The 20,523-nt window shown below is 61.0% G+C and carries 20 protein-coding genes; 13 read left to right on the top strand and 7 right to left on the bottom strand.

Annotated features, from left to right (window positions below):
- Positions 1–207: 207 nt before the first annotated feature.
- On the top strand, positions 208–483 hold the full coding sequence (locus Q7F16_RS22295; protein ID WP_013692639.1) for a hypothetical protein: 276 nt from the start codon (positions 208–210) through the stop codon (positions 481–483).
- A 457-nt stretch (positions 484–940) separates the two neighbouring features.
- Here the strand turns inward: Q7F16_RS22295 and Q7F16_RS22290 are convergent, their stop codons facing one another.
- Positions 941–1,888, bottom strand: coding sequence for a LysR substrate-binding domain-containing protein (locus Q7F16_RS22290; protein ID WP_186652493.1), 948 nt, complete (start codon positions 1,886–1,888; stop codon positions 941–943).
- A 229-nt stretch (positions 1,889–2,117) separates the two neighbouring features.
- Between Q7F16_RS22290 and Q7F16_RS22285 the strand changes: the two genes are divergently transcribed.
- Together Q7F16_RS22285 and Q7F16_RS22280 are read left to right on the top strand one after the other, a co-directional pair.
- A complete protein-coding gene (locus Q7F16_RS22285) occupies positions 2,118–3,413 on the top strand; it encodes a dicarboxylate/amino acid:cation symporter (protein ID WP_046064733.1) in 1,296 nt (431 codons plus the stop codon).
- Positions 3,414–3,423: 10 nt separating this feature from the next.
- Entirely contained in the window at positions 3,424–4,938 is a 1,515-nt protein-coding gene (locus Q7F16_RS22280; protein WP_409556753.1) for an amino acid racemase, read from the top strand.
- Positions 4,939–5,097: 159 nt separating this feature from the next.
- Here the strand turns inward: Q7F16_RS22280 and Q7F16_RS22275 are convergent, their stop codons facing one another.
- The gene (locus Q7F16_RS22275) at positions 5,098–6,015 is read right to left on the bottom strand and encodes an AraC family transcriptional regulator (RefSeq protein WP_046064735.1); all 918 of its coding nucleotides are present in this window, start codon (positions 6,013–6,015) and stop codon (positions 5,098–5,100) included.
- A 186-nt stretch (positions 6,016–6,201) separates the two neighbouring features.
- On the opposite strand from Q7F16_RS22275, the gene Q7F16_RS22270 reads away from it, so the two are divergent.
- Together Q7F16_RS22270 and Q7F16_RS22265 are read left to right on the top strand one after the other, a co-directional pair.
- The gene (locus Q7F16_RS22270; protein WP_409556754.1) at positions 6,202–7,251 is read left to right on the top strand and encodes an NAD(P)-dependent alcohol dehydrogenase; all 1,050 of its coding nucleotides are present in this window, start codon (positions 6,202–6,204) and stop codon (positions 7,249–7,251) included.
- 112 nt (positions 7,252–7,363) lie between these two features.
- On the top strand, positions 7,364–8,581 hold the full coding sequence (locus tag Q7F16_RS22265) for an MFS transporter (protein ID WP_409556755.1): 1,218 nt from the start codon (positions 7,364–7,366) through the stop codon (positions 8,579–8,581).
- 12 nt (positions 8,582–8,593) lie between these two features.
- Here Q7F16_RS22265 and Q7F16_RS22260 read toward each other — a convergent pair whose 3' ends face one another.
- On the bottom strand, positions 8,594–9,001 hold the full coding sequence (locus Q7F16_RS22260) for a DoxX family protein (RefSeq protein ID WP_095974897.1): 408 nt from the start codon (positions 8,999–9,001) through the stop codon (positions 8,594–8,596).
- 87 nt (positions 9,002–9,088) lie between these two features.
- Between Q7F16_RS22260 and Q7F16_RS22255 the strand changes: the two genes are divergently transcribed.
- On the top strand, positions 9,089–9,478 hold the full coding sequence (locus Q7F16_RS22255; RefSeq protein WP_409556845.1) for a winged helix-turn-helix transcriptional regulator: 390 nt from the start codon (positions 9,089–9,091) through the stop codon (positions 9,476–9,478).
- Between the two features lie 30 nt (positions 9,479–9,508).
- On the opposite strand, the gene Q7F16_RS22250 is transcribed toward Q7F16_RS22255, so the two are convergent.
- Positions 9,509–9,997: a hypothetical protein gene (locus tag Q7F16_RS22250; protein WP_046064740.1), complete on the bottom strand. Its 489-nt coding sequence runs from the start codon at positions 9,995–9,997 to the stop codon at positions 9,509–9,511.
- A gap of 135 nt (positions 9,998–10,132) precedes the next feature.
- Here Q7F16_RS22250 and arsN2 point away from each other — a divergent pair, with 135 nt between their 5' ends.
- Positions 10,133–10,564, top strand: a complete 432-nt coding sequence (gene arsN2 / locus Q7F16_RS22245) for an arsenic resistance N-acetyltransferase ArsN2 (RefSeq protein WP_409556756.1) — start codon at positions 10,133–10,135, stop codon at positions 10,562–10,564.
- On the opposite strand, the gene chrA is transcribed toward arsN2, so the two are convergent.
- Complete coding sequence (gene chrA / locus Q7F16_RS22240) at positions 10,561–11,919, bottom strand: chromate efflux transporter (protein WP_409556757.1); 1,359 nt, start codon at positions 11,917–11,919, stop codon at positions 10,561–10,563. The genes arsN2 and chrA overlap by 4 nt on opposite strands.
- A gap of 180 nt (positions 11,920–12,099) precedes the next feature.
- On the opposite strand from chrA, the gene Q7F16_RS22235 reads away from it, so the two are divergent.
- The 5 genes from Q7F16_RS22235 to Q7F16_RS22215 all read left to right on the top strand — a co-directional run bounded on the left by Q7F16_RS22235 (position 12,100) and on the right by Q7F16_RS22215 (position 18,151).
- Entirely contained in the window at positions 12,100–12,759 is a 660-nt protein-coding gene (locus tag Q7F16_RS22235) for a ribonuclease T2 family protein (RefSeq protein ID WP_095962917.1), read from the top strand.
- Positions 12,760–13,093: 334 nt separating this feature from the next.
- Positions 13,094–14,665, top strand: a complete 1,572-nt coding sequence (locus Q7F16_RS22230; protein WP_409556758.1) for a sensor domain-containing diguanylate cyclase — start codon at positions 13,094–13,096, stop codon at positions 14,663–14,665.
- Between the two features lie 103 nt (positions 14,666–14,768).
- Positions 14,769–15,563 (top strand): exodeoxyribonuclease III, encoded by a 795-nt coding sequence (gene xth, locus Q7F16_RS22225; protein ID WP_046064744.1) that lies wholly within the window; start codon positions 14,769–14,771, stop codon positions 15,561–15,563.
- Between the two features lie 117 nt (positions 15,564–15,680).
- Complete coding sequence (locus Q7F16_RS22220; protein ID WP_409556759.1) at positions 15,681–16,505, top strand: arylamine N-acetyltransferase family protein; 825 nt, start codon at positions 15,681–15,683, stop codon at positions 16,503–16,505.
- A gap of 125 nt (positions 16,506–16,630) precedes the next feature.
- Complete coding sequence (locus Q7F16_RS22215; protein WP_014339319.1) at positions 16,631–18,151, top strand: nucleobase:cation symporter-2 family protein; 1,521 nt, start codon at positions 16,631–16,633, stop codon at positions 18,149–18,151.
- 171 nt (positions 18,152–18,322) lie between these two features.
- Here Q7F16_RS22215 and Q7F16_RS22210 read toward each other — a convergent pair whose 3' ends face one another.
- Positions 18,323–18,673: a hypothetical protein gene (locus tag Q7F16_RS22210; RefSeq protein WP_014339318.1), complete on the bottom strand. Its 351-nt coding sequence runs from the start codon at positions 18,671–18,673 to the stop codon at positions 18,323–18,325.
- Between the two features lie 262 nt (positions 18,674–18,935).
- Between Q7F16_RS22210 and Q7F16_RS22205 the strand changes: the two genes are divergently transcribed.
- Positions 18,936–19,757 (top strand): shikimate 5-dehydrogenase, encoded by an 822-nt coding sequence (locus Q7F16_RS22205; protein ID WP_014339317.1) that lies wholly within the window; start codon positions 18,936–18,938, stop codon positions 19,755–19,757.
- 6 nt (positions 19,758–19,763) lie between these two features.
- Here Q7F16_RS22205 and Q7F16_RS22200 read toward each other — a convergent pair whose 3' ends face one another.
- Positions 19,764–20,411: a YceH family protein gene (locus Q7F16_RS22200; RefSeq protein ID WP_409556760.1), complete on the bottom strand. Its 648-nt coding sequence runs from the start codon at positions 20,409–20,411 to the stop codon at positions 19,764–19,766.
- Positions 20,412–20,523: the final 112 nt, after the last annotated feature.

Below are 20,523 nucleotides of genomic sequence, written 5' to 3'. Positions count from 1 at the left end.
CGCCCAATGAAAAAAGGTACTGCTATTGCTTTAAAACCGTGTCCGCAAGGCACGCATCATCTCAACCTCATCCAATCTGTCCTCCATTACATCAATTACAACCTCCTGCTCGATCTACGAATTCCGACCCCGGATTCGGTCCTTCATCAGTGGCATCCCTATCTTCAACCCGGCACTGACCTCCCATCCCCGCAGGAGTAACCCCTCATGTCCCGTTACATGCCTATCACCGGTATCGAAAACAATTTCCACGCGCTCCTGATCGACACAGAAGCGCCGCTGGACGTGCTGCACGACACCGCCGCTTACCGCATCGCCGCTGTTACTCAGTTACTGGAAAACCTCGCCATGCGTTCCGACATCAGTACGGACGCCGTGATACTCCATGATTTTGCCCAAGTGCTAGCGATCCCCCTGCGCGATGGGTGTGATTTGCTGGATGTGATTGGGCGGCGATTGCAGGCGCAGGTGTTGGCGTCGTAAGGGTAGTGGGCGACTTCACACGGGGTCGCCTGCACTGTCTTGCTCATCACCCTTTGCAGTCTGCAATCCCGTGGGAGCGAGCCTGCTCGCGATAGCGGTGGGGCAGTTGATGGAGGCGTTGGATGTGATGCCGTCATCGCGAGCAAGCTCGCTCCCACAGTTTTTCCGGGGTGTTCACAGATATTGCGTTCACCATAAATCCCTGCGTGGGAGCCTGCTCGCGATAGCGGTGTGTCAGTTGGTGAAGATGTTGGATGTGATGCCGTCATCGCGAGCAGGCTCGCTCCCACAGTTTTTCCGGGGTGTTCACAGATATTGCGTTCACCATAAATCCCTGCGTGGGAGCCTGTTCGCGATAGCGGTGGGTCAGTTGGTGAGGATGTTGGATGTGATGCCGTCATCGCGAGCAGGCTCGCTCCCACAGTAAAGCTTGTGAGCAGTACTTGAGTAGCGTTGATCAGTTCGCTTCCGCGGGTGTAGAGGGTGCGCTGCCCGGCCGCTGCAGCGAAGCGCCTTCCAAGGTCTTCCACAGCTTACGCATCGTTGGGTTGCGATTGGCAATCGCACAGTACGAGCGAATCTCCAGGCGCGTGCTCCATTGCTCGCCACCGGCCCGCACCAACAGCCCACGCTCCAACTCGTCAGCCACCGCACTCTGCGGCAACCAGGCCACGCCGTAGCCCTCGATGGCCATGCGCATCAGTAGCATCGCCATGTCCGCTTCATAGCAGCGTTCCAGGGCGATCGGTTCAGGGCCGTTGTTGATGACGATGTCCGCGACGCGCCCCAGGAACGTCGTTGCTGTGTAGGCCAGGTAAGGCACCGGTTTGCCGGCGCGGCCGGGCAGGCGGAACAGCGGTTCGCCCTTGCGGTTGGGCGCGCACAGGGGGATGAACGCATCGTGGCCGAGCACCAGGCTGCCAAAACGCTCGGGGTCCAGCAGGATGGGCGCAAGCGGATGGTGGTAGACCATCATCAAGTCGCAACTGCCTTCTTCCAATGCAATGACGGCGTCATGGATGTTGGCGGCCACCACTCGGGCGTTGAACTGTTCGTTGTGTTGCTGGAACTGCGAGAGCCACTTGGGCAGGAAGGTCATCGACAGGCTGTGGCCGGCGGTGATCTGGATCGAGCGTCCCGGCATTCGTTCCACGTCGCGCAGCGTCGAGCGCAACCTCAGTAATCCGGCGAGGGCCTCTCGGCTTTCATCGCAGAAGGTGACTCCCGCGGGTGTGAGTTGGACGGGGTAGGTGCCCCGGTCCACCAGTTTGACGCCCACCCATTCCTCAAGTGAGCGGATGCGCCGGGACAAGGCCGATTGCGTCACGCAACGCACCTCGGCGGCGCGGGAGAAATTTTTCCATTCGCCAATCGCCAGAAGATCATCCAGCCATTTGAGTTGCATATCGGAATCCCCGTTGTGAGCGCTCGATTTTACTGCGCAATCCCCCGGTCCAGCGCGGCCTTTCGCTAACTATTCCAAAAGCGCATGGGGTTAGCAGGATTACTCATCATCTCCCCGGATCGGCTCCTTAGAATCTTTACCGTAGTGCCCATGCCATCAAGAGCATCGGGTACACCTCCTTGATCCCTGCCAAGTAAAAAAACTCCAAGAACTACTTGAGGACAGCACCGTGAAGAAGAATAAGCTCCCACGTCGAATTGCAATGGGCATTGCCCTGGGCGTACTTGTTGGTTGGGCGTGTCACCATTTCGCAGGGAGCGAGCAAAGTGCCAAAGAGATCGCCAGTTACTTCTCGATGGTCACTGACATTTTCCTGCGCATGATCAAGATGATCATCGCGCCCCTGGTCTTCGCGACATTGGTGGGCGGTATCGCCAGCATGGGCAACTCCCGTTCCGTTGGCAGGATTGGGGCTCGGGCGATGGCTTGGTTTGTCACCGCCTCGGTTGTCTCGCTGCTGATCGGGATGGGCCTGGTCAACCTGTTTCAACCCGGTGCCGGGTTGAACATGGACGTGGCCCAGCACGCAACGGCGGCCGTGCCGGTCAACACCGGTGACTTCAGTCTCAAGGCGTTCATCGGCCATGTGTTTCCGCGCAGCATTGCCGAAGCGATGGCCAACAACGAGATCCTGCAGATCGTGGTGTTTTCGCTGTTCTTCGGCTTCGCACTGGCCGGCGTGAAACGGGCGGGTTACACCCGGATCACCGATTCCATCGAAGAGCTGGCGAAGGTGATGTTCAAGATCACCGACTACGTGATGGCGTTCGCGCCGATTGGGGTGTTTGCCGCCATTGCCTCGGCGATTACCACCCAGGGGCTTGGCCTGCTGGTGGATTACGGCAAGCTGATCGCTGAGTTCTACCTGGGGATCCTGATTCTCTGGGCGTTGCTGTTCGGTGCCGGTTACCTGTTCCTTGGTCGCTCGGTTTTTCACCTCGGCAAGCTCATTCGCGAACCGATTCTCCTGGCCTTTTCCACCGCCAGCAGCGAATCCGCCTACCCGAAAACCATCGAGGCGCTGGAGAAGTTTGGCGCGCCAAAACGCGTGTCCAGCTTCGTGTTGCCTCTGGGTTATTCGTTCAACCTCGACGGCTCGATGATGTACCAGGCGTTCGCCATCCTGTTCATCGCCCAGGCCTACAACATTGATTTGAGTTTCACGCAACAGATGCTGATTCTTCTGACGCTGATGATCACCAGCAAGGGCATGGCCGGTGTCGCGCGGGCTTCGGTGGTCGTGGTCGCGGCCACGTTGCCGATGTTCAATCTTCCCGAGGCGGGGCTGCTGTTGATCATCGGCATCGACCAGTTCCTCGACATGGCCCGCACCGCCACCAACGTGGTGGGTAACAGCATTGCGACGGCGGTGGTCGCCAAGTCCGAACCCCACGAAGAAGCCGACGAGGACGAGGGCGCACATGCTCCGGTTCGGTCGCGATCCGAGCCGGTGCCGGTGGCTTGAGGAGACGTTCATGAAGGCTAAAGTGAAGTCGAGCCACAAGGCCTCTGTGGTTCGCAAGTTGGGCATCGTCGGCGGGCTTGGGTCTTTGGCCGGGGGCGATCTGTTCTACAAGTTGGTCAAGTCCCGGGCGGTGCTCGAGGACCAGGGGCGCTACCATTTCCTGTTCGAGCAGCACCCCTTCAAGGACGTGCTGCTGCCGCTGGACCAGGGCGCGAGTATGACGTCGCGCAAGTTCTATGTGTTCCAGGTGTGCAAGTCGTTCGAGGACAGTGGCTTCGATGCGGTGATGCTCCCGTGCTTCGCCAGCCATACCTTTCGCGCTGAAATCGAGGAGGAGTTGGGCATTCCCGTGCTGGACATGATGGCCGCCTTGACCCGGCACGTCAGCCACACGGTGCCGCCCCAGACGACGTTGGGGGTGATCGCCTCCGACTTCGTGCGCCATTGCGGATTGTTCGAGCGACATTTCGGCAAAGACTTCCAGATTGTTTACCCCGACGCAGACGCTCAAGCGGGGTTGATGGAGGCGATGTACGGTCTCAACGGCATCAAGGATGGCCACCTCGAAGGCGTGCCGCTTGAAGCGGTCTACCAGGCGTGCCTGTCGTTGCAGGCCCAGGGTGCGACGGTGATCCTGCCCGGCATGACCGAGCTGTCCCTGGTCTGTGCCGATTTGCAGCGTCGCGGGATCACCGTGCTGGACATCAATGAAATCTACGCCGACTTCGCGACGCTGGACCAGCAGCCCAGGCGCCCACCGTTCAAGCTGGGCATCGTGGGCGGCGTCGGGCCTGCCGCCACGGTGGACTTCATGGCCAAGGTGGTGGCCAATACCCAGGCGGGAAAGGACCAGGACCACATCAAGATGGTGGTCGAGCAAAACCCGCAGATACCGGATCGGACGGCCAACCTGCTACGCGATGAAACCGACCCGACGATGGCGATGTACGCCACGTGCAAACGTCTCGAAAGTGCCGGCGCCAACGCCATCGCGATTCCCTGCAACACCGCCCATGCCTTCGTCGAGCGGATCCAGGCGCACCTGAGGGTGCCCATCGTGAACATGCTGAGCGAGACGGTGGAGTGGATCGCGCGCACCTATGGTTCGGGCAAGGCGATTGGCCTGCTGGCGACTTCCGGTACGGTGCAGAGCCAGGTCTATCACCAGGCGGCGCGCCATGCCGGACTCCAGGTGCTCACGCCAGGTGTCGATTACCAGGCGATGGTCATGGACGCCATCTACGGACCGCGGGGTATCAAGGCCGGCTTCACACAGGGGCTCTGCAAGGAACAACTGTTGCTGGCGGCCGAGCATTTGTGCGAGCTGGGGGCGGGGGTGTTGATCCTGGGGTGTACGGAGTTGCCGCTGGTGCTGGAACATTGCGAGGCGTTCGATATCAATGGGCACAGGGTGGCGCTGGTTGATCCGACGATGATTCTGGCGTTGAGGTGTGTGGCGTTGGCGCAGAGGGCTGACAAGCCGATGAGCGTTCTGAAAACGTCGAAGGATGTTGCTGCTATCTGACGGTTGAAATTTGGCCCTTGTGGCGAGGGAGCTTGCTCCCGCTTGAGTGCGAAGCGCTCACAAAAAGGGGCTGCTACGCAGCCCAGCGGGAGCAAGCTCCCTCGCCACAATGAGTCAGGCCACAATGAGTCAGGCCACAATGAGTCAAAGCTGAATCTATCAAACCGCCTTGGTGTGGTTGGCCGGCCCACGCAACGCCGCAATGTCCCGCTTGGGCGGCACGCCAAACAAGCGGGCGTATTCGCGGCTGAATTGGGAAGGGCTTTCATAGCCCACCTTGAAAGCCGCACTCGCCACGTCCACGTGTTCGTTGAGCATCAAGCGTTTTGCTTCGTTCAACCGCAGCCACTTCTGGTATTGCAGCGGGCTCATCGCCGTGAGCTGACGGAAGTGGTGGTGAAACGTCGGCGCACTCATTTGCACCCGCGCCGCGAGGTCGTCTACGCGCACGGGTTCGGTGTAGTTCAATTTCAACCAGTCGATGGCCTTGGCGATCCGGTAGCCCTGGCTATCGACCGAAACGATCTGCCGCAGTCGGGCGGCCTGGTCGCTGAGCAGCAGCCGGTAGTGAATCTCGCGCTGGATCAACGGCGCCAGGATGGGAATCGCTTCGGGCTCATCCAACAACGCCAGCAGGCGCGCGAACGGTTCCAGCAGGTCCGGCGTTGCGGTGCCGATTCCCGCGCCGATCCCGACTGCTCGATCACGCGGCGGCGACAGGCTGCCTTGGGCGATCAGATCGGCCACCATGCGCAAGTCGAGCCTCAGGACCAGGCCCAGGCAGGGCTGTTCCGGGCTGGCCTGCAGCACTTCGGAATTGGCCGGGATGTCCAGGGAGGTCATGAGGAACCGCCCGGTGTCGTAGCCATAGGCTTCGCCACCGATCCAGACCTGCTTCTCGCCTTGGGCCACCAGCACGATGCTCGGTTCGATCATGCAAATCACCGGCGGCGCCGGGGCGTCGCGCCGGAAGAAGACGAGGCCGGCGATGGGCGTTTCAAAGTCGCCCGCGCGTGGGGTCCGGGTGCCAATGATGGCGGCCAGAGTCTCTTGTACGGATCTGCGTTGAATGGCCATGTCGGGTCCGGGTGTCATCTGAGCTCAAGCGCTATAGGCAGAACATTAACTCGCCAAGCGAAGCGCTGCCTATACGCAATAGAAGCACTCATAGGATCAGGCAAGTATCTCAGCGTAATGCACTACCTGCCGGCCGGGCTGAGCCCTGAAGATACAACCTCATTCAATCCAGCAAGGAGTCTTCTGATGCGTGTACAAGCCTATGGCGCTCACGCGGGCGACAAGCCCCTTGAACCCCTGCAGATCACTCGTCGCACGCCGGGCGCCCACGACGTCCAGATCGACATCGCTTTTTGTGGTATCTGCCATTCGGACCTGCACCAGGTGCGTGCCGAGTGGGCGGGTACCCAGTTCCCTTGCGTGCCGGGCCACGAAATCGTCGGTCGGGTCGCGGCGGTCGGCGCCCATGTGTCCGGCTTCAAGACTGGCGACCTGGTCGGCGTTGGCTGCATCGTCGACAGCTGCAAGCACTGTGACGACTGCGACAGCGGCCTGGAAAACTATTGTGACGGGATGATCGGGACCTACAACTTCCCCACCCCGGATGAACCCGGTTGGACGCTGGGTGGCTATTCGCAAAACATCGTGGTGCATGAGCGCTATGTGTTGCGCATTCGTCACCCCGAAGCCCAGCTTGCCGCCGTCGCGCCGCTGCTTTGCGCGGGCATCACCACCTATTCGCCGCTGCGCCACTGGAACGTCGGGCCGGGCAAGAAGGTGGGTGTGGTTGGCATTGGTGGCCTGGGTCACATGGGCATCAAGCTGGCCCATGCGATGGGGGCTCATGTCGTGGCGTTCACCACGTCCGAGTCCAAGCGTGAGGATGCCAGGCAGTTGGGGGCCGACGAGGTTGTCGTGTCGCGCAATACCGAAGAAATGGCCGCGCACACCAAGAGCTTCGATTTCATCCTCAATACCGTGGCGGCTCCTCATGACCTCGATGCATTGCTGGTGCAGCTCAAGCGCGACGGCACGATGGCCCTGGTAGGCGCCCCGGCAACCCCGCATCCTTCGCCGAATGTCTTCAACCTGATCATGAAGCGGCGCACCCTCGCCGGGTCGATGATCGGCGGCATCCCCGAGACCCAGGAGATGCTCGATTTCTGCGCAGAGCACGGCATCGTCGCCGACATCGAACTGGTCCGGGCCGAGCAGATCAACGCGTCCTACGAGCGCATGCTCAAGGGCGATGTGAAGTATCGCTTCGTGATCGATAACGCGACTTTGGTCGGCTGATAGACGCGCCAACGGGTTGCTCGCGAAAGGGGGCTGCCTGAGACAGTGATGTTGAATGTGCCGCCGTCAATCTGCCCACAGATCCATCAAAGAAACACAGGATTGTCCTCCAATGACAGATAACTCATCGCCACAAGTCCAGCCCGCCTGGGGCGCTGTACTTGCCATGGCCCTCGCCGCATTCGTGCTCGTTGCCTCGGAGTTCATGCCGGTCAGCTTGCTGACGCCGGTAGCGGCCGATCTTCACGTCAGCGAAGGGCAGGCCGGACAAGGCATTGCCGTCTCTGGCGCCTTTGCCCTGATCACCAGCCTGTTCATCGCATCGATTGCCGCCCGGGTCGATCGAAAATGGCTTCTCCTGGGGCTGACCTTGCTGATGATCGTTTCCGGCACCGTGGCGGCGTTCGCGCCGAATTACCCGGTATTCATGCTCGGTCGCGCGTTGATCGGCGTGGCGATTGGCGGCTTCTGGTCGTTGTCGGCGGCCACCGCCATGCGGCTTGTGCCGGACGATCAGGTTCCGCAGGCACTGGCCATCGTCAATGGCGGCAATGCCTTGGCGACGGTGATCGCTGCGCCGCTGGGCAGTTTCCTGGGGGCGATCATCGGTTGGCGTGGCGCGTTTTTCTGCATCGTGCCCGTCGCCGCCATCGCCCTGGTCTGGCTGCTGTTACGCCTGCCCTCCATGCCTTCGCAGGCGAAGCAGGGCAGCACCAATGTCTTCAAGTTGATGACCCGGGCACCGGTCGCACTGGGTATGCTGGCGGTCAGCACATTTTTCATGGGCCAGTTCATGTTGTTCACCTACCTGCGACCGTTCCTTGAAACGGTGACGCAGGTGAGCGTTTCCATGCTGTCCTTCATGTTGCTGGTGATCGGTGTGGCGGGGCTGTCGGGCACCTTTCTGATCGGGGCCTGTTTGAAGAACAATCTCTATCGGACGCTCATCGTCATCCCGCTGTTGATGGCCGCGATTGCCATTGCCCTGGTGGGGTACGGCGGGTCGGTCTTGATCGCGACCCTCCTGCTCGGCCTCTGGGGCCTGGTGGCCACAGCGGCGCCCGTAGGTTGGTGGACCTGGCTTTCGCGAACACTGCCGGAAGATGCCGAAGCCGGCGGCGGCCTGATGGTGGCGATCGTCCAGCTCGCCATCGCCGCGGGCGCGACAGTGGGCGGCCTTCTGTTCGACCTGAGTGGCTATCGCGCGACCTTCGAAACCAGTGCGGCGGTGTTGGGCGTTGCCGCTGTTCTTACGGTGCTGGCCGCTCGGTCAGCGCTCCGGGAATCTTCATCGACTACGCAAGCAACGCCCTACAGCACGGTGGGTTGAGATAAATATCCGTCAGTCGAGGATGACTTGGTGCTGCGCCATGCCTGGCGCATAAGGCGACGGAGCTTCGCGGGCGGCGTTTTGGGTCAGGAAGGAAGCGATCAGCAACACGATGCCTATCGCTGCCGGAAGAGCGCCGCGCGGCTTGCGCACACCCAGGTGCGCGGACGCCGACAACAGCAGGTGATAGAGCATGCCCGCATAGGCCAGGTCGCTGAGTGCCACGCTGGCGCGCGACAGGATGGCGACCACCCCGAGGACTTTCAGGACGGTGAGCATCGGTATCAGGTAGCTGGGGTAACCGAGGTCGGCCAGCGCCTGGCCGACCCATGCCTTCTTGGTGACGTACAGCGTTGCGGATGCCAGGTAAAGCAGGGCCAACGCCGCGGTACTGATCCAGTAGAGGTAGTGTTCAATCATGAGGTTCTTCCTGAGTGGGCTGGGTTGAATCGACAAGGGGCGAGAATGTCGCCTAACATGAAAGCCCACAAGAAGGATGAAAAAGTGATGGTTAGTATGGAAAACCAGACTAATGAGCACGCCAGCATCAACATGCACGAGCAAATGCGTCGCGCATTCGCGCTGCTCTCGGGCAAGTGGAAATTGGAAATCATGTGGTTGCTCAATCAGCGGATCTACCGCTTTGGGGAACTGCGAAAGGCCATTCCCGGCATCACGCAACACATGTTGACGGCGCAACTGCGCGAACTGGAAAGAGATGGGCTGGTGTCTCGCACGGTGTTCGCAGAAGTGCCCCCGCGTGTGGAGTACGAAATTACGCAAAAGGCCCGAGGGCTTGGGCCGACGATGGAAGCGCTGACGGCCTGGTGGACGGAATATGGCAACAGCGTGCCTGTGAAGGTGACCTCGCGCGGACGCAAAGCCAAAGACAGTTGAAAGGGCGACCTCAAGGGTCGCCCATTTGCGTTAAAGCCCCAGGCCTTGCTCTACCAGCGCGAGCAAGGCGTCCTCGTCCAGCATGGTCGGTTCAAGACGCGGTTGCCCGGTCTGGCGCAGGGCCTGGATATGCCAGAGCGATTCACCATGTTCGCCGAGTGAGCGCACGATGCAGTGTTCCTGCCCCTTCATATGGACTTCAATGCAGCCCTCGCCCTTGGACGAGAAACGCGCAATCGGGTCGAATGAAATGCGCTGATGATTGCCTTCGATCACCAGTTGATCGATGGCGTAGTTGTACGTCGAGCCGCTGGAATGACTTTCAAATACGTGGGTGGGGTTGCGCCGAATATCCAGGCCCGCCTCGCATACGGGCGCCAGCCAGGTTTCGATCTGGCGATACAGTTCGTAGACCTGGGCGGGCCAGTGCTCGATCGCCAGATCGGCGCAGTTGTCGGTATCCGCGCGGGTTTGCTGGGTTTTCCTCAGTTTGGCCGCTAGCTCGTCTGCCTTGCTCATGTCGATTCCCTGTCGTGATGATAGGTTGAGCTTAGCTGATGGGCTGGGGTGTTCATTTGCGCTGGGTCATGGGGTGGTGGGTTGTTGAGTTTCAGTGCGATGACGATCACCGGAACAATTTACGAGGAGCAAGTCATGCACATGAGAGCACTGAGCAATAACGACCTGGGACCGTTGCGCGATGCGCTCACCCAGGCCGGTCTTCCCGTGGACGATCTGGCGTATCCCGGTCGACAGTTCTTCAGCTTCAGCCACCAAGATGTTGTTGTGGCGTTTGGTGGCATCGAGGGGGAGGGGGCTGACCGGTTGCTGCGTTCGCTGGTTGTCCTCGAGGGGCAGCGGGGGAAGGGCACTGGCGCGGCGGTGTTGGCCGCTATCGAGGCGTTTGCGAAACGTGAGGGTGTAGAGCAGCTCCATCTGCTGACTGACAGCGCCGCCGCGTTTTTTACCGGCCAGGGCTATCAGGCGCGGGACCGCTCGCTGGCGCCTGCTTCGATCGGTGCGACGGCCCAATTCAAAACCTTGTGCCCGGCTTCGGCGACGTACCTGAGCAAACGCCTCGTCTAGCGCAGCAAGTGCACCGCCAGCCCAGCCAGCCCGCACGCCAGCAATACCTGGATTACCCCCAGCCTGTAGCGAAACAGCGCAATGGCCGCCGCGATTGCGATGATTGCCGACGGCCAGTCCAGGGCACCTGCAAAACCGTTGGGCCAGAGTACGTGGTAACCAAAGAAGCACGCCAGGTTGAGGATCACCCCGACCACCGCCGCGGTAATCGCGGTCAGCGGCGCGGTGAATTTCAGCACGTTGTGCGTCGATTCCACCAGCGGGCCGCCGGCCAGGATGAACAGGAACGAGGGCAGGAACGTGAACCAGGTCACCAGCGTGGCCGCGACGGCCCCGGCGAGAAAGGCTTGTTCGGGACCGAACACCTGCATCACGTAGCCTCCGACGAAACCGACGAAGGCCACGACCATGATCAGCGGCCCGGGCGTGGTTTCGCCCAGGGCCAGGCCATCGATCATTTGTGTCGGCGTCAGCCAGCCGAAGTGTCCGACGGCACCCTGGTACACGTAGGGTAACACTGCATAGGCGCCGCCGAACGTCAGCAATGCGGCCTTGGTGAAGAACCAGGCCATTTGCGTCAGCGTGCCTTCCCAGCCGAACACCGCGGTCAGCAGGCCCATTGGCAACGCCCACAACAGGGCACCGATGATCGCCAGCCGGGCGAGCCTGAAGGCGCTGAATCGAACGTGGTCCGGGGGCGGCGTGTCGTCGTCGATCAAGGCGGGGCCGAAGGATTGGTGCTGGGTAGCGTGACCGCCCAGGCTGAATTTTTCCGGTGCCCAGCGGCCGCCGAAATAACCGATGACCGCCGCACTCAGCACGATCAGTGGGAAGGGGAGATCAAAGGCAAATATCGCGGTGAACGACGCCGCAGCGATCGCCCACAGCCAGTTGTTCTTGAGTGCGCGGGAGCCGATCCGGTGGGCGGCATGTGCCACGATTGCCGTGACGGCCGGCTTGATGCCATAGAAAATGCCCGCCACTATCGGCACTTCGCCAAAGGCGACGTACAGCCACGACAACGCGATGAGAATGAACAACGAAGGCAGCACGAACAGTGCCCCGGCGATCACCCCGCCCCAGCTTCGATGCATCAGCCAGCCCAGGTAGGTGGCCAGTTGCTGGGCCTCGGGGCCCGGCAGCAACATGCAGTAGTTAAGGGCATGCAGGAAGCGTCGTTCGGAAATCCAGCGTCGGCGCTCCACCAACTCCTGGTGCATGATCGAGATCTGCCCCGCAGGGCCGCCGAAACTGATGAAGCCCAGTTTGAGCCAGAACCAGAAGGCCACGCGCAGGCTGACGGCGTCGGGGCGGGTCAGGGGCTTTTCGTCATCGGTTCGGATCGGTTTGCTCATGGGTGACGGGGCACGTAAAAGTCAAAGGCGATCTACGTTATGGGGCGTTACGCAATTTAGATAGCCCCCGGCAAGGATTGCTTGTAAAAAAAACAGCCCTTCAGAGATTTGAAACACAAGGTTGAAACAATCATCGCCCGATCATCCTGCTTTCGCACAATCGCCCCAAGGAGTGGGTCAATGAAACAACGTCTTGCCATTGTCGTGCTGATCGTACTGACACTGGGTTCCATGGGCGCGGCCAATGCCCGCGAATCCGGCAATGCACGGGCGCAATCCGTGGCCGGAGTGTTCGATTACTATTTGCTGGCGCTGTCCTGGTCGCCGACGTTCTGCCTGACTCACCAGAAGGATGCGCAGTGTTCCGGCAAGGGCTACGGCTTTGTGCTCCATGGCCTCTGGCCGCAATACACCCGGGGCGGCTGGCCGCAATCCTGTGCGCCTCAGGTGCCGTTGACGGCGGCTGAGCAGCAGAAGGGCCTGACCTTGTTTCCCACCCGCAAGTTGATGGCGCATGAATGGTCCAAGCACGGCACTTGCAGTGGCCTGAGCGCCATGGGTTACCTGGAGGTTGCCGACAAAGCCTTGGGCGCGGTGAAAATCCCATCGCAGCTGCAACCGCTCAATTCCTCGTATTATTTCGAGGCTGATGAAATCATCCGGCTGTTCCGCCAAAGCAATCCAGGCATTGCGCCCGACGGCATTGCGGTGATTTGCAGCGGGCCGCAACTGTCGGAAGTGCGGGTGTGCATGGACAAGGACCTGGCGTTCGCCGCGTGTGGCAGGGGCGTCAGGACACAATGCCGGGCCGGGGAGATCCGGGTGCCGCCGGTACGGTGAGAGCCGCAATCTGACCCGTGGCGAGGGGATTTATCCCCGTCGGGCTGCGCAGCGGCCCCCAAAAAACCAGGCAACTCGGTGTGCCAGAAGATTGAGTTCACTGCTTTAGGGCTGCTGCGCAGCCCAGCGGGGATAAATCCCCTCGCCACGGGGAATTTCTTCGTTCTGAAGAGGGCATTTTTATCGGCTGGCAGGCGGGTTTTTGGATCCACTGCAGCCACCCATCGGCTCTGCTGCACAGGCAAATTGCCGCCTCACAAGCGGTAGGCTAAGCTCACGAATATTGGGGGCTTTGAGCGAATTCGCTCATGTTTTGCCCTCTTCAGGAATTCGCTTGCCTATCTCCATTCTCGATCCTTTCCATGTCCCTGGCGGTGCCTTGAAGCGCCTGCCGTTGCTCAAGGCTGCGGTTTCGTTTATCGCGGCGGTGTGCCTGTGCCTGTGCGGTTTGCTTTATCTGCAACTGGAGCAGTCGCGCAGCCACGACCTGGAGTCGGCCCGCGTCGCTTCGGCGACCCTTACCCGGGCCATGGCCCAGCAGGCGCAGGACACCTTCCTCCAGGCTGATTTGGTATTGGCCAGCCTGGCAGATTGGATCCAAGTAGACGGCTACGGTCCCGCCGTACAGCCACGCTTGCAGCAAACCTTTGCCCGACGTGTGCAATCGCTTGAGCAATTGCATGGTCTGTTCCTGTTCGACAAGCACGGTCACTGGGTGGTGACCTCCTTTGAAAACCTGCACCGGGGTGCTGGGGTGGCGGATCGAGAGTACTTCGTTTTCCACCAAGAGAATGCCTCCCTGGTCGCCCATATCGGCCCGGCAATCCGCAGCCGACAAAACGGCGGCTGGATCATTCCGGTTTCCCGGCGCTTGAATGATCAGGATGGCAACTTCCAAGGCGTGTTGATGGCCGGCATCAAAATGTCGTACTTCGATCGATTCTTCAAAAGCTTCAATCTGGATGATCAAGGCGAGATGGCCCTGGCTTTGTCTGACGGGACGCTCTTGGCCCGTCGTCCCTTCGATGAGGGGCGGATCGGTCACCCGCTGGCCCAGGAAAATATTTACAACCATGCCCTGGCCGGCGGGATGTCTGGCGATGTACTCATCCGTTCGACCATCGATGGTGTCGTCAGGCTGTATGGGCACCAACATCTGCAGGCTTATCCGCTGGTGGTCACCGCCGCGATGTCCGAAGGCGCGATCCTGGCGGGCTGGCATGACCGGGCTTTCCAATCCAGCCTCATCGTGGGCCTGGTGGTGTTGGGCATTTGCTTGTTCGGCTGGGTATTCGTGCGCCAGGTCCGTACCAGCGAACGGATCGAGGCGGACTTGCGCAAGGCTCAGGAAGCGTTGGAACTGATTGCCACCCATGACAGCCTCACCGGGCTGGCGAACCGGCGGCTGTTCGAACGGGCCCTGGACATCGAGTTCGGCCGGGGCGCTCGTCAGCGTAGCCCCTTGAGCCTGATCATGCTCGATATCGATTTCTTCAAGCGCTACAACGACGCCTATGGGCACGTGGCCGGGGATCATTGCCTGGCGGAAGTGGCCAAGGTGCTCAAGAGCTGCTGCCATCGCAAGGCCGATCTGGCGGTGCGTTATGGTGGCGAAGAGTTCGCGGTCCTGTTGCCCGACACCAATCTGTCGGGGGCCATGGCATTGGCCGAGCAGATCCGCCGCAGCGTCATCGACAAGCACATCACCCATTCCGGGTCTCCGACCGGCTACCTCACGGTAAGCCTGGGCTGCTATGCCTTTGTGCCCAGCAGCCTGGACAGCATCGAAGTCTTCATCCAGCGGGCCGATGCGGCGCTTTACCAGGCCAAGCACAGCGGCCGCAACCGGGTGGCGGTGTTATCGACGGAAGGTGGGCTCGACACGCTGGCGCGCTCGGATCGTTGAGATCGGTTGGAATCTCGATAATGGCTCACCGGGTTCCTGAAGACCTGTTGCAACCATTGCTACGTGTTGTCGGTCACAGCTAGGGTATTTCGAGTGCTGCCCTATGAAAAACCTTCGGATCGCGACCTTCAACATCAATGGCATCCGGGCCCGGCTGCCCAACCTGCTGGAATGGCTGGAGCGGGAAAAACCCGACATTGCCTGTTTGCAGGAGCTCAAGGCCGTGGACAAGGATTTCCCGGCGGCGGAGCTGGAGTCGGTCGGGTATGGGGCGATCTGGCAGGGGCAGGCGTCCTGGAACGGTGTCGCGATCCTGGCCCGTGACGCGCAGCCGCTGGAGAGCCGCCGAGGCCTGCCCGGCGGGGATGACGACAGCCACAGTCGCTATCTGGAGGCGGCGGTGCATGGCGTGCTGGTGGGCTGCCTGTACCTGCCCAACGGCAACCCGCAACCGGGTCCGAAGTTCGACTACAAGCTGGCCTGGTTCGAACGGCTCATCGAATACGCCCAAGGGTTGCAGGCCAGCGATCATCCCGTGGTGCTGGCCGGTGACTACAATGTGGTGCCCACCGACATGGACATCTACAACCCGCGCTCCTGGCTCAAGGATGCGCTGCTGCAGCCAGAAAGCCGCGCGTGCTACCAGCGACTGCTGGACCAGGGCTGGACCGATTCGTTGCGCCACCTGTATCCGGACGAGCGGATCTACACTTTCTGGGATTATTTCCGTCAGCATTGGCAGAAGAACTCCGGGCTGCGCATCGATCACCTGCTGCTCAACCCGGTGGCCAGCGCCTACCTGAGCGAGGCCGGCGTGGACGCCTGGGTCCGGAACCAACCCCACCCCAGCGACCATGCCCCCACCTGGATCCGCCTGGCTTCACGCAAGCGGCGGTGACCCGGCGAGGTGCCCCGGTCGATTGTTGTCTCGGTGAGGGGAATGCCTTATATCTGGCGCCCAATAACAGTGCGCTTGTCGTGAGCGCTGCGCCGACCCCGGAAAAGGACACCCCTCATGAGTCATCCCCAACTGAGCGATACGGCTCGCTATCTGCGGCGCCTGGGTTTCGATGCGCCTCCAGCGCCGACCCTCGACACGTTGCGTCAACTGCAAGGGCGCCATACTGCCGAGTTCCCCTTTGAAACCCTGTCGACGTTGCTGCGTCAACCCGTGTCCATCGACCTTGAGTCGGTGGAGCGAAAAGTGTTCGAACAAGGGCGCGGCGGCTATTGCTATGAACTCAACCAATTGTTCCTGGCGTTGTTGCTGGAGCTGGGTTTCGAAGCCCGTGGCATCACCGGGCGCGTGGTGATGAACGCGCCTGAAGGCACCTGGGCGGCACGGACCCACCGGCTGAGCCTGGTGACGTTCGACGGTGTGCGCTACATCACCGACGTCGGCTTTGGTGGCATGGTGCCCACCGCGCCGCTGCTGCTGGACAGCCGTGAGGCACAAGTCACGCCCCATGAGCCGTACCGCATCGACACCCATGCGGACGGCTATCTGTTGCGCGCCAACGTTGCCGACGAATGGCGGCCGATGTACCTGTTCGATCTGCAGCGCCAGGAAGACATCGACTACACCCTCGGCAATTGGTACGTCAGCAACCACCCGGAATCCCCGTTCATGGGGCGGTTGATGGTCGCGCGTACCGGCGATGGGCTGCGCAAGACCCTGAACGGCAACAGCTATGCCGTGCACCGGATCGGGCAGGAGAGCGAACGCCGGTTGATCACCGATGCCGATGAGTTGATCGACTTGCTGGAACAAGAGTTTGGCCTGCGCGTACCGCCGCGCGAGCTGTTGCGGCCGGCGATCGTGGGGTTGCTTCAGCCGTAAAAAAGGCTGTTGGCCGGGGGAGTCTGTTCCTGTGTATGGCAACAAGTTGTATACAACTCTATGGACATTTGTCCTGAGTTTTGAATACAGTGTGCCCATAACAAAAAACAGGGAACCCCCGAACCATGAAAACGCCCCATGTTTCACTCCCACGGCCCGAGGACGAAAACCTTGGCGTCGGCGCGAATATGGCTTACGGCCTGCAACATGTGTTGACCATGTACGGTGGCATCGTCGCCGTGCCGTTGATCATCGGCCAGGCGGCCGGGCTCTCGCCCGCGGACATCGGCTTGTTGATTGCCGCGTCATTGTTCGCGGGGGGCTTGGCAACGTTGCTGCAAACCCTCGGCCTGCCGTTTTTCGGCTGCCAACTGCCCTTGGTGCAGGGCGTATCGTTCTCGGGCGTCGCGACCATGGTGGCGATTGTCGGCAGCGGCGGGGAAGGCGGCTTTCAAGCCATCCTTGGCGCGGTGATCGCCGCGTCCCTGATTGGTTTGCTGATTACCCCAGTGTTTTCGCGCATCACCCGGTTCTTTCCGCCACTGGTAACCGGCATCGTGATCACCACCATCGGCCTGACCTTGATGCCGGTGGCGGCGCGTTGGGCGATGGGGGGCAACAGTCACGCCGCTGATTTCGGCAGCATGGCCAACATCGGCCTGGCCGCGGTGACCCTGGTGCTGGTGCTATTGCTGAGCAAAATGGGCAGCGCAACCATCTCGCGGTTATCGATTCTGCTGGCGATGGTCATTGGTACCGTCATCGCCGTGTTCCTCGGCATGGCGGACTTTTCATCGGTCAGCCAAGGCCCGATGTTCGGCTTTCCGACACCGTTCCATTTCGGCATGCCGACCTTCCACATCGCCGCGATCCTGTCGATGTGCATTGTGATCATGGTGACCCTGGTGGAAACCTCCGCCGACATCCTGGCCGTGGGCGAGATCATCGACACCAAAGTCGACTCCAGGCGCCTGGGCAACGGCTTGCGGGCTGACATGCTGTCGAGCATGATCGCGCCGATCTTTGGCTCCTTCACCCAGAGTGCCTTTGCCCAGAACGTCGGGCTGGTGGCGGTGACCGGGATCAAGAGCCGTTTCGTGGTGGCGACCGGCGGGGTGTTCCTGGTGGTGCTCGGCCTGCTGCCGTTCATGGGCCGGGTGATCGCGGCGGTGCCGACCTCGGTACTGGGCGGTGCCGGTATCGTGCTGTTTGGCACCGTGGCTGCCAGTGGCATCCGCACGCTGTCCAAAGTCGACTATCGCAACAACGTCAACCTGATCATCGTCGCCACTTCCATTGGTTTTGGCATGATTCCTATCGCTGCTCCGAATTTCTATGACCATTTCCCGAGCTGGTTCGCGACCATCTTTCATTCGGGCATCAGTTCTTCGGCAATCATGGCGATCGCGCTGAACCTGGCGTTCAACCACTTCACCGCGGGTAACTCCGACCAGCAGTCGGTTTTTGCCGCCGGCACCGAGCGGGTGTTGCGCTATCAGGACCTGGCGGCGCTGCGTGAAGGTGATTACTTCAGCGATGGCAAGCTGCATGATTGCGATGGCAATGAGATCCCGGTGGTGGCGGAGTCTGTTCACGAGCCCGCGGAGCATGCGCCGGTCCGTCTGAAAAGCAGTGAGCACGTCTGACAATTCCCTGTGGCGAGGGAGCTTGCTCCCGCTGGACGCGAAGCGGCCCTGTTTTAGGACTGCTGCGCAGCCCAGCGGGAGCAAGCTCCCTCGCCACAGGGGTTATCTAGTGGACATGAAAAAGCCTGTGATCATCGATCACAGGCTTTTTTGTGCCACCCGGGAGGCTGATTACCAGCGACCGTAATGACCACGAGGCGGGCCATAGTAGTAGCCCCGTGGTGGCCCGTAATAAACCGGCGCTGGGCGATAGTAGATCGGTCGCTCTACATACACCGGCTGCGGCTGGTAGTAGACCGGTGGTGGTGCCTGGTAGTAGACCGGCTGTGGCTGGACATAGACCGGTTGCTGCACATACACAGGTCGATCACGGTTGATGATGGCCGAGCCGATGATGGCCGAACCGACGATTGCGCCAAACACTGCGGGCCCCTCCCAACCACCACGACCGTTGGCGGATGCCTGGCCGGTGACCGCGAGTGCCCCCAGGAGCAGGGCGATGATGGGAAGTTTACGATTCATGGCTGTTCCTCGTTTCGGCCCCGACGCCTGTGGTCTGCAACAGACCCGATGAGAGTCGCGGGGATACTTGCTATGACAGCGATTTTCTCAGGATTTGCGACGCTGTTGGGTAAATATTGTGTAAGGTCTGTAGCGCTTTTCTTTACCGCGCCGCGTCATCCGGGGGCCTGAGACCGGGCTGGGGCTGGCGGTATCATCATCGAATAAAACCTTTCGCAGCGGTGATTCCGTCTGTCCGAAAGTGAATTGCAAGGAGACACGCATGCAGATCAATCCCAACAAAGACACCCAACTGTGCATGTCGCTATCGGGGCGTCCCGGAAACTTCGGCCTGCGGTTTCATAATCACCTGTATGAACAATTGGGCCTGAATTTCTATTACAAGGCGTTCAGTAGCCAGGACCTGCCTGGAGCGGTGGGCGGTATCCGTGCCCTGGGCATTCGTGGATGCGGTGTGTCGATGCCGTTCAAGGAAGCCTGCATAGCCCTGGTGGACGAGCTGGATCCTTCTGCCGCGGCGATCCAGTCCATCAACACCATCGTCAATACCAACGGCCATCTGAAGGCCTACAACACCGATTACATCGCCATCGCCCAGTTGTTGCAAAGCCACGCGGTGCCCAAGGACTCGAACTTTGCCTTGCGCGGCAGCGGCGGCATGGCCAAGGCTGTGGCCAGTGCCTTGCGCGATGGGGGTTACAAGAACGGACTGATCGTTGCCCGCAATGAAGCCGCCGGGCGAGCCCTGGCCGAGTCCCTGGGGTATGAGTGGCAAGCTGAACTCGGTACCCGGCGGCCACAGATGCTGATCAATGTCACGCCGATCGGCATGACCGGCGGCCCGGAGGCCGACCAGTTGGCGTTTGAGCCCGAGACCATCGCTACGGCCGAGACCGTGTTCGATGTCGTGGCGATCCCGTCGGAAACGCCCCTGATCGTGCGTGCCCGGGCCGAAGGCAAGCGGGTCATCACCGGGCTGGAAGTCATTGCGATCCAGGCCCTGGAACAGTTCGTGCTGTACACCGGCGTGCGGCCCAACCTGGAGCAATTTGAAAAAGCCGTGGCCTTCGCCCGGTCGGCGTAGACGCTGCTATTCCAGTCGTGCCAGGCGTTCTTCCAGCGCCGCGATCCGCGCTTCGAGTTCTTCGATGCGCTCCAGTGAGACAGCGCCGCCAGCACCGCGCTCTACCGGGTGCTGGCGGGCGGCGAGAATCGCTTCGATGTCCGCCGGATCGCCCATGGCGTGCACATAGCGGTCTTCGCGCTGGCCGGCCTGGCGTGGCACCAGCAGCGCCAGCCCACGGGCGATCAGGCGTTCCAGCTGGTGCACGACTTGTTCGGCGTCTTCGAAGTCGTGCATCCGTCCGCTGCGGGTCAGCAGCTCATTGACCGTTTGCGGGCCACGCAGAAACAGCAGGCCCATCAAGACCACTTGGGCCGGTACCAGCTCCAGGGCTTTGTCGACGCGATGTTCCCAGCGGTCGGCGCGGCTGCCCATCACCAGCTTGGTAAAACCGCGACTTTCCAGTGCCCGCAGGCTCTGGCCGACCTGGCCCGGGTTGAGGTTCATCACCGGTTCGCGGCTGGTTTTCTGGTTGCAGGCCAGTACCAGGGCGTTGAGGGTCAGCGGGTAGGTTTCGGGGTTGGTGGCCTGTTTCTCGACCAGCGCGCCGAGGATGCGGATTTCCGTGCTATTGAGCCGCGGTTCTTCAGCCTGCTGTTGTTCTTCGATGCTCATCGCGCGTTCCCTATGCTGTGGAAGCCGCCTAGCCTAATCCTTGCGCAATAAAAGACAAGCTGTGCAACAAGCCGTGGCTATAATCGCAGCCGTTTGATTCATTCTTTCCTGC

This window comes from Pseudomonas sp. Lb2C2 (assembly GCF_052112205.1).
In the GTDB taxonomy this organism is placed as follows: domain Bacteria; phylum Pseudomonadota; class Gammaproteobacteria; order Pseudomonadales; family Pseudomonadaceae; genus Aquipseudomonas; species Aquipseudomonas kilonensis.
The sequence above is the reverse complement of the archived record's forward strand: the minus strand, read 5'-3'. Positions and strand labels throughout refer to the sequence as shown.

Excerpts from the sequence above, each read along its gene's own strand:
- Q7F16_RS22295 (WP_013692639.1), top strand. The coding sequence starts at position 208 with ATGTCCCGTTACATGCCTATCACCGGTATCGAAAACAATTTCCACGCG.
- Q7F16_RS22290 (WP_186652493.1), bottom strand. The coding sequence starts at position 1,888 with ATGCAACTCAAATGGCTGGATGATCTTCTGGCGATTGGCGAATGGAAA.
- Q7F16_RS22280 (WP_409556753.1), top strand. The coding sequence starts at position 3,424 with ATGAAGGCTAAAGTGAAGTCGAGCCACAAGGCCTCTGTGGTTCGCAAG.
- Q7F16_RS22275 (WP_046064735.1), bottom strand. The coding sequence starts at position 6,015 with ATGGCCATTCAACGCAGATCCGTACAAGAGACTCTGGCCGCCATCATT.
- Q7F16_RS22270 (WP_409556754.1), top strand. The coding sequence starts at position 6,202 with ATGCGTGTACAAGCCTATGGCGCTCACGCGGGCGACAAGCCCCTTGAA.
- Q7F16_RS22265 (WP_409556755.1), top strand. The coding sequence starts at position 7,364 with ATGACAGATAACTCATCGCCACAAGTCCAGCCCGCCTGGGGCGCTGTA.
- Q7F16_RS22260 (WP_095974897.1), bottom strand. The coding sequence starts at position 9,001 with ATGATTGAACACTACCTCTACTGGATCAGTACCGCGGCGTTGGCCCTG.
- Q7F16_RS22255 (WP_409556845.1), top strand. The coding sequence starts at position 9,089 with ATGGTTAGTATGGAAAACCAGACTAATGAGCACGCCAGCATCAACATG.
- Q7F16_RS22250 (WP_046064740.1), bottom strand. The coding sequence starts at position 9,997 with ATGAGCAAGGCAGACGAGCTAGCGGCCAAACTGAGGAAAACCCAGCAA.
- arsN2 (WP_409556756.1), top strand. The coding sequence starts at position 10,133 with ATGCACATGAGAGCACTGAGCAATAACGACCTGGGACCGTTGCGCGAT.
- chrA (WP_409556757.1), bottom strand. The coding sequence starts at position 11,919 with ATGAGCAAACCGATCCGAACCGATGACGAAAAGCCCCTGACCCGCCCC.
- Q7F16_RS22235 (WP_095962917.1), top strand. The coding sequence starts at position 12,100 with ATGAAACAACGTCTTGCCATTGTCGTGCTGATCGTACTGACACTGGGT.
- xth (WP_046064744.1), top strand. The coding sequence starts at position 14,769 with ATGAAAAACCTTCGGATCGCGACCTTCAACATCAATGGCATCCGGGCC.
- Q7F16_RS22220 (WP_409556759.1), top strand. The coding sequence starts at position 15,681 with ATGAGTCATCCCCAACTGAGCGATACGGCTCGCTATCTGCGGCGCCTG.
- Q7F16_RS22215 (WP_014339319.1), top strand. The coding sequence starts at position 16,631 with ATGAAAACGCCCCATGTTTCACTCCCACGGCCCGAGGACGAAAACCTT.
- Q7F16_RS22210 (WP_014339318.1), bottom strand. The coding sequence starts at position 18,673 with ATGAATCGTAAACTTCCCATCATCGCCCTGCTCCTGGGGGCACTCGCG.
- Q7F16_RS22205 (WP_014339317.1), top strand. The coding sequence starts at position 18,936 with ATGCAGATCAATCCCAACAAAGACACCCAACTGTGCATGTCGCTATCG.
- Q7F16_RS22200 (WP_409556760.1), bottom strand. The coding sequence starts at position 20,411 with ATGAGCATCGAAGAACAACAGCAGGCTGAAGAACCGCGGCTCAATAGC.